This is a genomic window from Pseudomonas cremoricolorata (genome assembly GCF_000759535.1).
Taxonomy (GTDB): Bacteria; Pseudomonadota; Gammaproteobacteria; order Pseudomonadales; family Pseudomonadaceae; genus Aquipseudomonas; species Aquipseudomonas cremoricolorata_A.
Genome location: NZ_CP009455.1, coordinates 3,855,644 through 3,869,902, shown reverse-complemented (window position 1 = coordinate 3,869,902; position 14,259 = coordinate 3,855,644). Strand labels below are relative to the sequence as shown.

At 61.4% G+C, this 14,259-nt stretch carries 12 protein-coding genes and 1 pseudogene; 5 read left to right on the top strand and 8 right to left on the bottom strand.

Annotated features, from left to right (window positions below; genetic code table 11):
• Positions 1-8 precede the first annotated feature (8 nt).
• The 6 genes and pseudogenes from LK03_RS17565 to LK03_RS17540 form a co-directional block, all read right to left on the bottom strand.
• Positions 9-1,157: pseudogene (locus LK03_RS17565) on the bottom strand (DEAD/DEAH box helicase); the annotation flags it as partial.
• A 465-nt stretch (positions 1,158-1,622) separates the two neighbouring features.
• Positions 1,623-1,763, bottom strand: coding sequence for a hypothetical protein (locus LK03_RS22235; protein ID WP_156109546.1), 141 nt, complete (start codon positions 1,761-1,763; stop codon positions 1,623-1,625).
• A 221-nt stretch (positions 1,764-1,984) separates the two neighbouring features.
• On the bottom strand, positions 1,985-2,350 hold the full coding sequence (locus LK03_RS17555; protein WP_038413695.1) for a DUF4440 domain-containing protein: 366 nt from the start codon (positions 2,348-2,350) through the stop codon (positions 1,985-1,987).
• 69 nt (positions 2,351-2,419) lie between these two features.
• Positions 2,420-2,824 (bottom strand): DUF2251 domain-containing protein, encoded by a 405-nt coding sequence (locus tag LK03_RS17550; protein ID WP_038413693.1) that lies wholly within the window; start codon positions 2,822-2,824, stop codon positions 2,420-2,422.
• 245 nt (positions 2,825-3,069) lie between these two features.
• The gene (locus LK03_RS17545; protein ID WP_240478622.1) at positions 3,070-3,393 is read right to left on the bottom strand and encodes a DUF6555 family protein; all 324 of its coding nucleotides are present in this window, start codon (positions 3,391-3,393) and stop codon (positions 3,070-3,072) included.
• A 140-nt stretch (positions 3,394-3,533) separates the two neighbouring features.
• Positions 3,534-4,706: a zinc-dependent alcohol dehydrogenase gene (locus LK03_RS17540; RefSeq protein WP_038413692.1), complete on the bottom strand. Its 1,173-nt coding sequence runs from the start codon at positions 4,704-4,706 to the stop codon at positions 3,534-3,536.
• A gap of 383 nt (positions 4,707-5,089) precedes the next feature.
• Between LK03_RS17540 and LK03_RS17535 the strand changes: the two genes are divergently transcribed.
• A complete protein-coding gene (locus tag LK03_RS17535) occupies positions 5,090-9,217 on the top strand; it encodes a CheR family methyltransferase (RefSeq protein ID WP_038413691.1) in 4,128 nt (1,375 codons plus the stop codon).
• Positions 9,218-9,243: 26 nt separating this feature from the next.
• Here LK03_RS17535 and LK03_RS17530 read toward each other — a convergent pair whose 3' ends face one another.
• Positions 9,244-9,795 (bottom strand): ATP-dependent Clp protease proteolytic subunit, encoded by a 552-nt coding sequence (locus LK03_RS17530; protein ID WP_038413689.1) that lies wholly within the window; start codon positions 9,793-9,795, stop codon positions 9,244-9,246.
• A gap of 272 nt (positions 9,796-10,067) precedes the next feature.
• Between LK03_RS17530 and LK03_RS17525 the strand changes: the two genes are divergently transcribed.
• The 3 genes from LK03_RS17525 to LK03_RS17515 are packed head-to-tail and all read left to right on the top strand — an operon-like array spanning position 10,068 to position 13,014.
• A complete protein-coding gene (locus LK03_RS17525; protein ID WP_038413688.1) occupies positions 10,068-10,853 on the top strand; it encodes an endonuclease/exonuclease/phosphatase family protein in 786 nt (261 codons plus the stop codon).
• Positions 10,850-12,052: a cardiolipin synthase ClsB gene (clsB, locus tag LK03_RS17520; protein WP_038413687.1), complete on the top strand. Its 1,203-nt coding sequence runs from the start codon at positions 10,850-10,852 to the stop codon at positions 12,050-12,052. Before LK03_RS17525 ends, clsB begins: the two co-directional genes overlap by 4 nt.
• Entirely contained in the window at positions 12,052-13,014 is a 963-nt protein-coding gene (locus LK03_RS17515; protein ID WP_038413686.1) for a lysylphosphatidylglycerol synthase domain-containing protein, read from the top strand. Before clsB ends, LK03_RS17515 begins: the two co-directional genes overlap by 1 nt.
• A 2-nt stretch (positions 13,015-13,016) precedes the next feature.
• On the opposite strand, the gene LK03_RS17510 is transcribed toward LK03_RS17515, so the two are convergent.
• Entirely contained in the window at positions 13,017-13,709 is a 693-nt protein-coding gene (locus LK03_RS17510) for a tRNA (adenine(22)-N(1))-methyltransferase (RefSeq protein WP_038413685.1), read from the bottom strand.
• Between the two features lie 153 nt (positions 13,710-13,862).
• Between LK03_RS17510 and LK03_RS17505 the strand changes: the two genes are divergently transcribed.
• The gene (locus tag LK03_RS17505) at positions 13,863-14,243 is read left to right on the top strand and encodes a RidA family protein (RefSeq protein WP_038413684.1); all 381 of its coding nucleotides are present in this window, start codon (positions 13,863-13,865) and stop codon (positions 14,241-14,243) included.
• The last annotated feature ends 16 nt before the right edge of the window (positions 14,244-14,259 follow it).

Below are 14,259 nucleotides of genomic sequence, written 5' to 3'. Positions count from 1 at the left end.
CTCCAGTGCTACTGGTTTTCAGTGATTTTTCGAGCTATTTCCACCGCCCCTTGCAGGTCTAAGTGACTTGAGGCAAACGACCTCATCAGAAGCGGTCGAGGAAGAGCCCAGTCCCATTTCTCCCGGATCATGTTTTCCACGTTCTCGAGAATGGGCTCTAGGTTAGAGATATCTAGCTGAGCAACGGTATGCAATGCTTTCAGTGAATCTTCCGCACCAAATGCGATGTCCAGAAAAAGTCCCGAGTTCTCACACTGGATGCCCGCATGCCTCAGCAGCAAAGCCAAGGCATCATTGGTGTAGTCGCCTTGCCAGGTTACAAGATGGCTGGCGCTAGCCGATCCCACGATCGACTTTTCCCCGAGCCCTAGGGCATGAAATGTTTGCCGCGCTTCCTGGAGCAACGATTGGGCCTGCTTGTCCAGGAAAGGGCAGGGTGATGTTTCCGAAAGAACACACCGCATCTCCATTCGAACGCGGTCATGGATCTGAGCACCCAAGCCATCAAACTGGGGTGGCTCGCCGCCGCGCGTTGGGGTGACCACGATGACTTTGGCCTCAAGATCTACATCCTGAACCTGCCAGCGTCTACCACCAAAGATGATCCTCTGGCCCTTGGAGAGTGGTCGACTGACGGCTAGAGACCCCAGTAGCTTGCCATCTCTGAGCAGTCGGAACTCTTCATCGCTGGTAAAAGCGGTGTTGAACTCATAGTGATTGATCAGGCGCTCACCCAGCTCACCTGGCAGGAGCAGACCAGAACTGTCTTGGACAATCAGCTCCTTTTCACCCATACCTTTGACCAGCAACATCAGATCGCCCTTCGTTACGCTCGCGAAGCTGCCGCTGGCAATGAGATCGTTCCACAGTTGGGCAGCGCTGGCACCTCCCATTTGGGCAATGGTCGATAGGCATTGCTGAACCAGCGTGGAGGCATGCATTCCCTGCGAACGAGGGGGCTCAAACCAACCGGCCACCAGCAAGCGAATCATGGCAACGGTTTGTACCAACACTTCGCGCAACTGATCTGAAAGATTGGACTGATCCGTGAGCAGGCGCTCCCGGCAGTAGCCTCTCAGGATGGCAGGCTCGCCCGCACGCCGTCCCGATCTTCCGAGCCTTTGTCGCAGGCTGGCTACAGAGGGTGGGCATCCCAAAACCACTCTTCCAACACGGTGAGCCGAAAGACCACGATACTGGTCGTCGGTGGTCAAGATATCAGTCGGCTTGGGGGCAAAGAGAAAAGCAGCAAGCATCTGAAAGCCGAGGAACTGAATGAGGCTGGGCAGGAGATCCGGATCGTTGGTGAGTCCGACTTCCTGGCGATGGTTGCGATTGGTCGTTCCAGCGAATGATGAATCAATAGGCTCTACTTTCCGTAGCCCACTCGAAGCAGGTCGAGCGCACTTTGACGCCGGCATTGAGTGGGAGCGGAATCAGGTTTTGAGCTCAGTTGATTTGCTAATGCAGACAGGAGGTGAGGGTGATCTAGTCGGGATTGGTAGCCAAATGAATGCGTAGCGCTTCCGCCAATGCTTGCAGTGCGTCCTCCAACCTGCGGTCTTACCGATTGTCTCCTGATGCTGCGCTGAAATTCTCGCAGTGACGGAGCAATGTAGTGCTCAACAATTCCCGGACACAGAATTGAGTTTTTCTTCCGCCAACGCCGGTCGCACGAAGCCGTTGTGCTGATGTGGCCCTGACCAGTTGTACGGCAGCATGAGGTAACGGCCGATGTCCTGCTCGGCCAACGCTGTCGTCATGTAAGCTACCTAACTGGTTAGTGTGGAATGTTTTCCGATTAACCAGTGGGGGTTACACATGGCCTGCTGGGCAGAAGGCCATTAACGATCGAGCACGAAGAGTCTGACACTTACACCATATTTAACATAATACACATTATGCGCACCCTCACATAATCCCAACTCACCCAACTCCCAGACATCGAAACACCCCCAGCTCGCAATCCCATCCCCCCAAACCATCATCGATCAACCCGCGTCCCCTGATGAAACACCATCTGCCACCCGACCACCCCCAACCGCCAAACCGAACTGCGCAGCGACGTCACCATCGCACCGTGCTCATCGCGCTGAACACAGCGATACGTCGCAACGGCAACGTCAGGCGTAAGCACTTGCAGGTGGAAGTTTTCAAGAATGCGTTCGTTGGGGGTTTCGCTGTGTAGCGCGTTGATGGCTTGGGGTTTGTTGCAGGTCGATCCGCTGGCTGTGAACTCGATGAAAGTGTCAGCCAGGAGTTGATCGAGTTTGCGTGGGTCGCGGCGGGTTTGCGGTTGAAGCAGTTCGCGTTCCAGGTTCAGGAGCTGGCGTTTGATGTCCGTATCCATACGTGGGTTGCCTTGAAATCAGTGCGCCGGGCGTTGGGCTGGTGGCGCCCGGCGCTGTTTGACGGGGGTTCAGGCGAACAATTGCAAGGCTTCGTCGCTCCAGTCATGGCCTTCTTTAGACCACCCATTACCGGTCGCCCGTGGAAAGCTGCTGCGGCAGTAGCCGCGCTTGCTGTGGAAATCGAATACGGCGTGGGGATAGTCGTTGATCAGCAGAACGGCTTTGAGGTGGTCCTGGGACCAGCCGATGCGTACCGTCGAGGCTTTTTCGCGGTCGGAAATGTCTTGCACGTTATACACGTGCAAGGCGTCCTGAATAGGGTTGTCGTCTTTGCTGCTGTCCAGGGCGTAGAAGTAGCCAGTTTCACCGTCATCTTCGAATACGGCTGCATACGGGCCTTGGGCTGCGGGGCCTTCGATGACCAGTTCGGTGCCGGGGAGCCATTCACTCTCGGCGGCCAGGTAGATGGGCATGGGAAGGTTCCTTACGCTGAGTGAGGAGCCCATAGTGGCCGAACCGTTCTACGGCCGGCAAGCCATGAGGTTGATGGGTGATGAAAGTCTGGTCAGAATCAGGGCTTGAGCGCCCTACTTCTTAAACCATAATAAAAACAATAAGTTAACTCGACTAAATGAATATTTAGTCGAGTTAACTTAAGGGTTGTTGATAGATCATCTGAATTGGGGTACTGCTGCGGTTTGTTGCGCAGACTTCTGGTTCAGGCGATCACCGCTGTTTCACCGGCATTCGACACATCTTCACCACCGCTGCGTCCGTGCTGGGTCTGCCCTGTCGGGCCGACTGGGTTTTCCCGAGTGCCAGATAGCCTCCAGCGTACATCGGTGATGCCGTAGCGCTCGGCCATGGGCCGACTGACCTTCCTGATCTTTTCGCGTCCGAACTTGGGAATGATGCCGATACCGGCATCGCAACTGGCCCAATGCCAGGCTTCGGCATTGTCCATGCGCTCCAGACGGATAATGAAGCTGCGCAGTTGGTCGTGCAGGCGGTAATCGATGATGTAAAGCTGTGGAGCTGGCATCGAAAGGCCCTCCTCTTCTCCATGGATGACTAAGGGTTGAGTGATCGGGGGCAGGAAAATTCAAAAGATTATCGACGTACTGGCGCGAGCGGCCCGTTGGCAGTTGGCCAAGCGAGCCGCCGGGTAATCGTTGTAGGTAGTCAGCTATCCAGTGTGAGGATGACCTTGCAGCATCCTGGGCGTTTTTCGTCGTACATTTCGTAGCCTTGTACTGCCTCGTTCAGAGATAGCCGATGGGTGATCAGTCGCTCTGGACGCAGGCTGCCTGCCTGCAGATGCTTACAGAGTTCGGGCAGGTAGGCATGCACATGGGTCTTGCCCATGTGGAACGACAAGCCTTTGTCGAATGCAGCGCCCAGTTGCAAACTGTGCATCAGCCCTGAGTACATGCCCGCCACGCTGACCACCCCGCCGCGCCGTACGGCTTCGATGCACTGGCGCAAGGCTTTACCGCTGCTGCCTTCGAACCCGAACATGTTCATTACTGCTTCGACCGTGGTGCCGCTGGCCTCGAATCCAACCGCGTCAATCACGGCATCGACGCCGCGCTGGTCGACAGTGGCGTTGACGATGGTCCGCGCGGGGTCGTTATCGTGGTAGAAATTCACGGGAATAACGCCATAGGTCTCAGCCGCGAACTTCAGGCGGTAACTGTACTCATCGACCAGGAAAATCTGCGTGGCGCCTAGCATCTGCGCTATTTCCGCAGCCAGCAGGCCTACCGGACCGGCCCCGAAGATCGCAACTGAACTGCCCTTGTCGACCTTGGCGTTCTTGATCGCCTGCCAGGCGGTGGGCAGGGTGTCCGAGAGCAGCAACGCGGCTTCATCACTGATGTCGTCTGGCACTTTGAAGGCATTTATGTTGCCTTTTGGCACGCGTACGTATTCGGCCTGGCCGCCCGGTACGCCACCGTACAGGTGTCCGTAGCCAAACAGCGCTGCGCCGCTGCGGGTAGCGTGCTCGCCGGAGATTACCGCTGAGGTGGGATTAGTGGTTTCGCAGGCGGCGTATTGTTCTTGCTTGCAGAAAAAGCACTCGCCACAGGCAATGATGAACGGCACCACCACGCGGTCGCCCTCGGCGACCGCCGTCACTGCGCTGCCGACCTTGACCACCGTCCCCATGAATTCGTGACCGAGGATATCGCCCTTGCGCACGCTGGGAATCTTGTCGTGGTACAGATGCAGGTCCGATCCGCAGATGCCGCTGAGTCTGACCCGTACCAGCACATCGTCATCCTGTTCGATGACCGGGTCGGGCACCGACAGCACTTTCACCTCTCCAGCCCCCTGATACGTCAATGCAAGCATGGTGCTTCTCCTTCAGGCGAAAAAGAAAAGACCCCTGCATGCAGATACCTCATGGGGCCTTGACTCAGCCTAGCAAAGGCCTGGGAATTGCGTGCTCGGTTACTGTTCACGTACGCGACGGTGGCTGCTGCGCCCACCCTTCTGCCCGGCCCGCGCTGCGCGTTCGAGGGTGGATGTTGATGGCCCAGGTGAAGGAACCCCGTACATAGTCTGAGCGCCGCAGGGGCTGAACCGACCAACGGGCCGTGGCCATACGCGGTTGAACAATAATGCTCAACACCTGTCGTTGCCTCTCGTCGCTGGCCCGGTAGCAGCTTATAATTCCGGTCCCACTGCCCGGCAACGTTTCCATGGGCCACTCAGGTTTGCACAAGGCGCAGTAGATGACGTCCACTTCGAAACCGGCTGTCGCGGGTCCCAAGAATCCTGAGCTGCTCCCCAGCCACTTGGACTTCCCCGTGGTGGGCATCGGCGCCTCGGCCGGTGGCCTGGGGGCGCTGAGCACGTTCTTCAAGCACATGCCCGACAACACAGGCATGGCCTTCGTCGTCGTCCTGCACCTGTCACCTACCCATGAAAGCGAAGCAGACCGGCTGATTCAGGCGCACACCTCGATGAAAGTGCTGCAGGTCAGCGAGTCGGTGCCGATCCAGGCCAACCACGTCTACGTCATCTCACCGGCCAACCGCCTGTCGACCAACGATGGTTACCTGCGCGTGCGCCCTGCGCAGCGGCGCAATGGCGAGCGCGTGGCCATCGATCTGTTCTTCCGCGAACTGGCTGACGTCCATCAAGAGCACGCATTCTGCGTGGTGCTGTCCGGCACCGGCGGCGATGGCGCCGTGGGCCTGACCCGGGTCAAGGAGCAAGGCGGTGTGACCTTCGTCCAGGCCCCGGACGATGCCGAATACGACGCCATGCCCCGCGCGGCCCTGGAAACCGGCATGGTCGATGTCGTGCTGCCGGTAGCGCAATTACCCGCGCGCCTGGTGGAAATCTGGCAAACCGCACGCAACGTGCGCCTGCCGGAAATCGACGACGACCTGCGGCCACCGCCGCTAGGTCATGAAGCCGGCGACCCGGAGCGCGCCGAGCCGCAGCTCGATGCCATCCTTGCGCAGTTGCACAACAGCACCGGCCACGACTTTCAGCACTACAAGCGCGCCACGGTATTGCGTCGCCTTGAGCGGCGCCTGCATGTCACCGGGCAGATCGACCTGGCCGCCTACCTCGCCTATCTGGAAAGCCACCCTGAGGAGTCCCAAGCGCTGCTGGCCGACATGCTGATTGGCGTGACCAATTTCTTCCGTGACCGTGATGCCTTCGAGGCGCTGGAACGCCATGTGCTGCCAGCGTTGGTCAGCGATACCGGCGACGAGCGTACCCAGCGCGAAGTACGCATCTGGTCGGCAGGCTGCTCGTCAGGCGAAGAAGCCTACAGCCTGGCCATGCTGATGATCGAGCAGCTGGCGCTGGAGCAACGCAGCGCGAAACTGCAGGTGTTCGCCACCGACCTCGACGAGCGCGCCATCGCCATGGGCCGCGCCGGTCTGTACCAGGAAGCGATCGTTACCGACGTGGCCCCGGCAAGGGTGCGGCAGTTCTTCGTCAAGGAAGACCACCACCTGCGGGTGCGCAAGGAGGTGCGCGAGAAGGTGCTGTTCGCCCGCCACAACCTGCTGTCCGACCCGCCATTCTCGCAGCTCGATCTGGTGGTGTGCCGCAACCTGCTGATCTACCTGGATCGCGACGTACAGCGGGAAATCCTGCGCATGTTCCACTTCGCGCTGCGTCCGGGCGGTTACCTGTTCCTGGGCAGCTCGGAATCGGCCGATGTCGCCAGCGAACTGTTCACCGCGGTCGACAAACGCAACCGCATCTTCCGCGCGCTGCAGGTGGAAAGCCGCGGGCGGCGCTCCAGCCAGTTGCAGGCCCCCAACGACACCCTAACCACGGCAGAGCCGGCCAAGGCCAAGGCCCGCCCTGGGCGCAAACTGTCGTACGCGGAAATCCACCACCGCGCCCTCGCCCGCCGCACTCCGCCCAGCCTGATCGTCGATGTCGATGGCAACATCCTGCACATGAGCGAAGGTGTCGGGCGTTTCCTGCGGCACATCGGAGGAGAGCTGAGCCGCAACCTGCTCAACCTGGTCTTGCCGCCGCTGCGCCCGGCGCTGCGCAGCACCCTGCTGCACGCCCAGCACAGCGGCCAGGCGATCACCTCGCGCTCGGTGACCCTGGACAGCAGCCAGATCGATATCCTCGCCCAGCCACACCTGGACGAACCCAGCGGCAGCGAATGCCTGCTGGTGGTGTTCGAAGAGCGCGAGCCGGATCGCCCGGTGCCGGTGGCCACCGGCATCCAGCAGACCGACGACATGATCCTCGCCAACCTGGAAAGCGAACTGCAGCGTACGCGCCTGCAGTTGCAGGAAACCATCGAGCAGTCGGAAATCTCCAGCGAAGAGCTCACCGCCTCCAACGAGGAAATGCAGGCGATCAACGAGGAACTGCGCTCGGCCAGCGAAGAGCTGGAAACCAGCAAGGAAGAGCTGCAGTCGATCAACGAAGAACTGCTCACGGTCAATTACGAACTCAAGACCAAGGTTGAGGAAACCGACAAGGTCAACGACTACCTGAGCAACCTGATCGCCTCAACCGACATCGCCACGGTGTTCGTCGACCGCAACCTGCATATACGCTGGTTCACCCCGCGCGCGACCGACATCTTCAGCATGCTGCCAGTGGATACCGGCCGCTCACTGCTCGACATCACCCACCGCCTCGAATACCCCGAGCTGGCTGACGACGCGCGCGCCGTGGTCGAGCGCGAAGCCACCATCGAGCGTGAGGTCGGCGGGCGCAATCAGCGCTGGTACCTGGCGCGATTGCTGCCCTACCGCTCCAGCGAGCAGCACATCGACGGCACAGTGCTGACCTTCATCGACATCAGCCAGAGCCGCGCTGCCGAAGAAAGCCTGCGCTTAGGCGAAGAACGCATGCGCCTGGTCGCTGAAAGCACCCACGACTTCGCCATCATCCTGCTCGACGAGAACGGCACCATCACGGACTGGAACACCGGCGCCGGATTGATCTTCGGCCATGCCAAGGAAGAAGTGATCGGCCGTCACTATGGGCTGATCTTCACCCAGGACGACCGCCGCGCCGGGGTGCCCGAGCAGGAGTTGCACGACGCCCAGTTGCGTGGTCGAGGTCAGGACGAGCGTTGGCACGTACGCAAGGACGGCAGCCGCTTCTACTGCAGCGGCGAAGTCACGCGTCTGGCCGGCAGCCTGCGCGGCTTCGTCAAGATCGCCCGTGACCTCACCGGGCACAAGCGCCTGCACGACGAGCAGACCAAGCAACTGGCCGAGTCGCAGAGCACCAGCCACATGAAGGACGAGTTCTTCGCCATCATGTCCCACGAACTCAAGCACCCGCTCAACCTGATTCAGCTCAACGCGGAAATTCTCCGCCGTTCGCCGCTGGTCAAAAGCAGCAGCGCAGCAAACAAGGCCGTGAGCATCATTTGTGATGCGGTGGCCAGCCAGGCGCGGATCATCGATGACCTGCTCGATGTTGCGCGCATTCGTACCGGCAAGCTCAAGCTCAAGACCCAGCCAGTCGATCTGGCCGCCGCCCTGCGCGGCATCCACAACGTGGTGGTCAGCGAGCAGCGTGGCTGCACGGTGACCCTCGGCCTGCCACAGGACGAAACCTCGCTGTATATCGAAGGCGACAGCACGCGGCTCGAGCAGATCGTCTGGAACCTGCTGAACAACGCACTGAAGTTCAGCCCGGCCGACAGCGAAATTCGCCTGGAGCTGAGCAGCGAGGATGGCTGGGCACAATTGCAGGTGATCGACCACGGCGTGGGTCTGGACCCGGAAAGCCTGGAGAACATCTTCGAGCTGTTCAGCCAGGCCGCGCCCACCCAGGCTTCACCCAACCGCGAAGGCCTGGGCATCGGTCTGTCGCTGGTGCGCCAACTGGTCGAAGCCCACGGCGGCAGCGTGCGCGCCAGCTCGCCGGGGCTGGGCCAGGGTTGCACCTTCACTGTGCGTCTGCCGCGCTGCGACGGTAACCAACCAACCTCGGCGCTGGGTACGGATGTCAGTGTCCAGGGCCGCCTCAGTGGCATCCACGTGCTGCTGGTGGATGACTCACCCGATGTACTGGATGTGATGCAGCAATTGCTGGAAATGGAAAATGCCGAAGTCACGGCCTTCAGCGATCCACGGCGCGCGCTGGCTGCCGCAGGGGAAGGTCGTTACGAGGTGATTCTTTCGGACATCGGCATGCCAGGCATGGACGGTCATGAACTGATCAAGGCCCTGCGTAGCTTGGCCCATCTTCGCTACACGCCCGCCATCGCCTTGACTGGCTACGGTGCCAGTGCTGACCAGTACAAGTCCAAGCAATCGGGCTTCGACCGCCATCTCAATAAACCGGTCAGCTATGACGACCTGATCGACGCAATCGAGGCGCTAAGCGGCACTCAGCCGTATTGACCCGTCGAGCGCTGCATGCCGGTAGCTCAGGCATGCACGCTCCACTGCACGGCGTCGGTGTCGATGCGCCGCTCGTCGATGGCGGTGATCATGCCGCAGTCGAGCGCTTCTTGCGGGCCGAGAATTCGCGGGTAGGCCGTCAGGTAGCGCGGCACGTCGAGCACCTGTGCAGCACCGGCGGTGCGTTCGGCGACGATCTTGGCGTACAACTCGAGGTCGTAGTCCAGGCTCATGGCGTATTCGGTCATGCGCGCGTGGTCGACCGAGCCATGCAGCGTCCAGTGAAACGGATGGAACAGAAACTTGCTGTAGCGGCAGGCCGTACGCTGCTCGCCGGCAAGAAACAGGATATTGCCCATCGATTCGACGGTGCCGAGGTTATGGGTGTGCAGTGGTACGGGTAACGAGCGCAAGAAGTTGTACAGGGTGAAACCGTAGCTGCATTCCCCGCCCATGGTGGCAACGTTGACTTGGAGCTCACTGGCACCCTGATTGATCGCCTTGGCGCAGGTATTGATGAGGTTGCCGCAGGTCGATGAGTTGATCGGCCCGGTGTAATGAATGATGTGCCTGGCCATGTGCCCTCCGTCAGGTGCAGGTGCGCGGTCTTCGGTGGAGGCGCGCTGGGCAAGCAAAGTTCCCAGCATCGTCGCCGCTGCACGGAGCGCTCATGGCACATTGATTGCGGATTGCGCCAGACGGGTGAACCTCATCGAGCTCACGCAGGTCGATTGCCTAACGACTTTTCGGAGAACTTGCGCGTGAGCCTTACCTGCCTCGACCCGACCGGCTGGCCCTGCGCCCTGCCCGCCTTGCCAGCGCTGCCTGCGTTGCACTCCAAGGAGTGCGCATGACGTCGATCCTCGCCCAGCCCAGCGTCGTCGCCAGCAGTGGCATCCAGGTCAGTCGCCTCAACGTGCTGACGCTCAACGTGCACAAGGGCTTCACTGCCCTGAACCGGCGCTTCATCCTGCCTGAACTGCGCGATGCGGTGCGCGCCACCGGGGCTGACCTGGTGTTCCTGCAAGAGGTGCACGGCAGCCACCGTGAGCACGCCGAACGCCACCCGTTGTGGCCGGAAACGCCGCAGTACGAATTCCTCGCCGACAGCATGTGGCCGCAGTTCGCCTACGGGCGCAACGCGGTCTATCCCCATGGCGATCATGGCAATGCCCTGCTGTCGAAATTCGCCATCGCTGAGCACAACAACCTCGACGTCAGCGTCGAGGGCAACGAACAACGCGGCCTGTTGCATTGCCGCCTGGAGGTGCCGGGGCACGATGAGGTGCACGCCATCTGCGTGCACCTGGGCCTGAGGGAAGCGCACCGGCAGAGCCAGGTGCGTTTGCTGCTGGATCTGCTCGAACGTCTGCCGGCGAGGGCACCGGTGATCATCGCCGGCGATTTCAACGACTGGCGGCTCAAGGCCGACGCCGTGCTCTCTCAGCACCTGGTGGAAGCCTTTGGCGAGCGCTTCGGTACCCCGGCGCGCAGCTTTCCGGCGCGCCTGCCGCTGCTGCGACTCGACCGCATTTACTTACGCAATGCCATGCCCAGCGGTGCACAGGTCTTGTCCAAGTACCCGTGGTCGCACCTTTCCGATCATGCTCCGCTGGTGGCGCAGGTGAGTTTGTGAAGCGCCCATGGGTCGAAGGCAACCAGGTCGAGTTGCTGATCAATGGCGAGGAGTACTACCCGCGGGTGTTCGAGGCCATCGCCCAGGCCCGCGAAGAAGTACTGCTGGAAACCTTCATCATTTTCGACGACAAGGTCGGTCAGCAGTTGCGTCAAGTGTTGATCGAAGCCGCTACGCGTGGGGTGCGAGTGGAGGTGGCGGTCGATGGCTACGGCACGGCGTCACTGAGCGATGAGTTCGTCTGCTCGATGACCCAGGTGGGCGTCGGCTTCCACGTCTTCGACCCGCAGCCGCGCGTGGCTGGCATGCGCACCAACCTGTTCCGCCGCCTGCACCGCAAGATCGTGGTCGTCGATGGTGAGCGGGCGTTCATTGGCGGCATCAATTACAGCGCTGACCACTTGGGCGATTTCGGCGCGATGGCCAAGCAGGATTACGCGGTGGAGGTCACCGGTCCGGTGGTGGCGCAGTTGCATGCCTCCAGCAAACGGCTGATGAGCGGTGTGCTCGAACCGGCTAGCCAAGTGCGCCCGTTGACCGAGCCGGCCGGCACTGTCACCGCGGTGCTGGCCGAGCGCGACAACGGCCGCCACCGCACCGAGATCGAAGCCTATTACCTGGAAGGCTTTCGCATGGCCCGCCAGCGCATCGTGGTGGCCAACGCGTACTTCTTCCCCGGTTACCGACTGCTGCGCGAACTGCGCAATGCCGCCCGCCGTGGCGTGGAGGTGACACTGATTCTGCAAGGCCAGCCCGACATGCGCTGGGTGCGGGCCTTGTCGCGGCTGCTGTACAACTACCTGCTGCGCGACAACGTGCGCATCTATGAGTATTGCCAGCGGCCACTGCACGGCAAGGTCGCGCTGATCGACGACCTGTGGTCGACGGTCGGTTCCAGCAACCTCGACCCGCTGAGCCTGTCGCTGAACCTGGAAGCGAACCTGCTGATCCGTGATCGGGCGTTCAACCAGCGGCTCTACGAGCACCTCAGCGGCCTGGCCGAACAGCACTGCAAGACCGTGACCCTGGAGCGCATGATCCGCGGTTACTGGTGGCGTGCACCGCTGATCTTCCTCGGCTTTCACATCACCCGCTTCTTCCCACGCATCGCCGGCTGGCTGCCCGCGCACCGCCAGCGCCTGCAATCGCTGCAACCTGAAGCACCCACCACGGCCGATATCCATGAGGGGCAAGCCTGATGCCAGCCAAGCAAAACTGGATGAAATGGGGCAAGCGCCTGTTCACCGTGTTGTTCATCGTGTTGATTCCGGCCCTGCTGTACTCACTGGCACGCAATCTGGACTGGAACGAGGTGCGGGAGTCGTTGCAGGCCTACAAGCTCAGCACGCTGCTGATCGGCCTGGGTATCGCGGCGTGCAGCTATGTGGTGTTCGCCAGCTACGACCTGCTGGCCCGCGCCTACACCGGGCATAACCTGCCAGCGCGGCAGGTGCTGCCGATTGCATTCGTCTGCTACGCGTTCAACCTCAACTTCACCACCTGGGTCGGTGGCGTGGCGCTGCGTTACCGACTCTACGGGCGGCTTGGCCTGGATAACGGCACCATCACGCGGATTCTGACCCTTGGCCTGCTGACCAACTGGATGGGGTACCTGCTGGTGGCTGGTGTGGTGTTCGCCTTGCGTCAGGTCAAGCTGCCCGATGACTGGGCCGTGGGCGTGACCGGTCTGCAACTGATCGGCGTGCTGATGCTGGCGGTCGTGGCGGGCTATCTACTCGCCTGCGGCCTGGCCACGCGACGCACCTGGTCCATCCGCGGCCACGAACTGACCTTGCCATCGCTGCGTCTGGCCCTGTGTCAGGTGGCGCTCGGTGGCAGCAACTGGCTGTTGATGGCGGCGTTGATCTGGTGGCTGATGCCTGGGGATGTGTTCTACCCATCGGTATTCGGCGTGCTGATGATCAGCTGCGTGGCCGGGGTGGTGGCGCACATTCCGGCCGGGCTTGGCGTGCTGGAGACGGTGTTCCTGGCCCTGCTCAGCGGGCAATTGAGCCAGGGCAGCCTGGTGGCGGCGCTATTGGGCTACCGCACGCTGTACTACCTGATTCCGTTGATGGCTGCGGTGATTACCTACCTGGTGCTGGAAAAGCGCGCCAAATCCATGCGCCAACAGCGCGCCAGCGACGCGCCACAACGCTGAACTCAGGCGAGCAACTGGCGAATCATGCGCAGTTGCTCGCCCACTTCCTCACGCTTGGCCGCAGGCACTTCCCGAGCCCGTTCGAAACGCGCCACCACCCGCTCCTTGCGTTGCAGGTTCAACCGCCACTTGGCGAGGAACAGCGGGCTGCGCTGAGCCATGAGCAGCGGGCCAAAGTACAACTGTTCAGGGCTGTAGCTGACCGCCTCGCCGCGCTGGGCGACGATGATTTCGTAGGTGAACTGATTTTCCTCGAGGATTTCCTCGTGGAGGATTTGGTAACCGTTGGCCGCCAGCCAACCACGGGCCACCCATTCGCGCACGTTCGGTTGCAGCACCAGCAGCTCATCACCGCGCAAACGCTCGCGGCCGGCTTCGAGAATGTCGCGAATCGTCTCGCCACCCATACCGCACAAGCTGATGGCGGTGATGCGGTCGTGCGCCTCGATGGCCGCAAGGCCACTGGCGTGGCGCACGGTGATGTGCGCCTGCAGGCCGTTCTTGCGCACTTTGCCTTGGGCCGAGTGAAACGGTGCCAAGGCGACTTCCCCGGCGACCCCCGCCTCGATCACCCCGCGCAGGTACAAGGCGATGGGCAGGTAGCCGTGGTCCGAGCCGATGTCGGCCAGGCGTGCGCCCTGGGGAATGTTGGCCGCTACCCGTTCCAGGCGCAGCGACAGAGTCTGTTCGTTCAAGCCTTGACCTCGTTGCGGCGTGGCAAATTGAAAGGGGCGTGATTCTGCCGGGCCAGGGCGGGCAATACAATCATTGCCGGCCACGCGGCTCGACCCCGACGCAGTGCTCAAGTAGGCTTCCAGGCTTTCCCACTGCCCAGGTAGCGATTTCCCATGAGCACTCAGGACATCACCTTCATCCCCGACAGCGACGCCGAGTCGATTTCCTCCGACGTGGCGCTGTTCAACGGCCTGCTGGTGACCACGCAAATTCCCGTGCGCGCCGACGGCAGCCTTGAGCTGGGCGATATCGTCACCCAGTGCGAATGCACCTTGCAGGCGCTCAAGGAGGCCCTCGAGCGTGCCGGCAGCGGCATGGATCGTGTGCTGCACCTGACCATCTACCTCACCGACATGGCCGACCGCGCCGTGTTCAACGAGGTCTATCAGCGCTTCTTCGCCAAACCCTGGCCCGTGCGGGCCGCCGTCGGTGTGGCGTCGCTGGCCTTCGACGGCATGCGCGTGGAAGTCACCGCCATGGCCGCCCAAGGCTGATTCACCGACGCGGCTG

What these genes read in the sequence shown, in the direction of transcription:
- LK03_RS22235 (WP_156109546.1), bottom strand. Translation starts at nt 1,763, where the DNA reads ATGACGACAGCGTTGGCCGAGCAGGACATCGGCCGTTACCTCATGCTG.
- LK03_RS17555 (WP_038413695.1), bottom strand. Translation starts at nt 2,350, where the DNA reads ATGGATACGGACATCAAACGCCAGCTCCTGAACCTGGAACGCGAACTG.
- LK03_RS17550 (WP_038413693.1), bottom strand. Translation starts at nt 2,824, where the DNA reads ATGCCCATCTACCTGGCCGCCGAGAGTGAATGGCTCCCCGGCACCGAA.
- LK03_RS17545 (WP_240478622.1), bottom strand. Translation starts at nt 3,393, where the DNA reads ATGCCAGCTCCACAGCTTTACATCATCGATTACCGCCTGCACGACCAA.
- LK03_RS17540 (WP_038413692.1), bottom strand. Translation starts at nt 4,706, where the DNA reads ATGCTTGCATTGACGTATCAGGGGGCTGGAGAGGTGAAAGTGCTGTCG.
- LK03_RS17535 (WP_038413691.1), top strand. Translation starts at nt 5,090, where the DNA reads ATGACGTCCACTTCGAAACCGGCTGTCGCGGGTCCCAAGAATCCTGAG.
- LK03_RS17530 (WP_038413689.1), bottom strand. Translation starts at nt 9,795, where the DNA reads ATGGCCAGGCACATCATTCATTACACCGGGCCGATCAACTCATCGACC.
- LK03_RS17525 (WP_038413688.1), top strand. Translation starts at nt 10,068, where the DNA reads ATGACGTCGATCCTCGCCCAGCCCAGCGTCGTCGCCAGCAGTGGCATC.
- LK03_RS17515 (WP_038413686.1), top strand. Translation starts at nt 12,052, where the DNA reads ATGCCAGCCAAGCAAAACTGGATGAAATGGGGCAAGCGCCTGTTCACC.
- LK03_RS17505 (WP_038413684.1), top strand. Translation starts at nt 13,863, where the DNA reads ATGAGCACTCAGGACATCACCTTCATCCCCGACAGCGACGCCGAGTCG.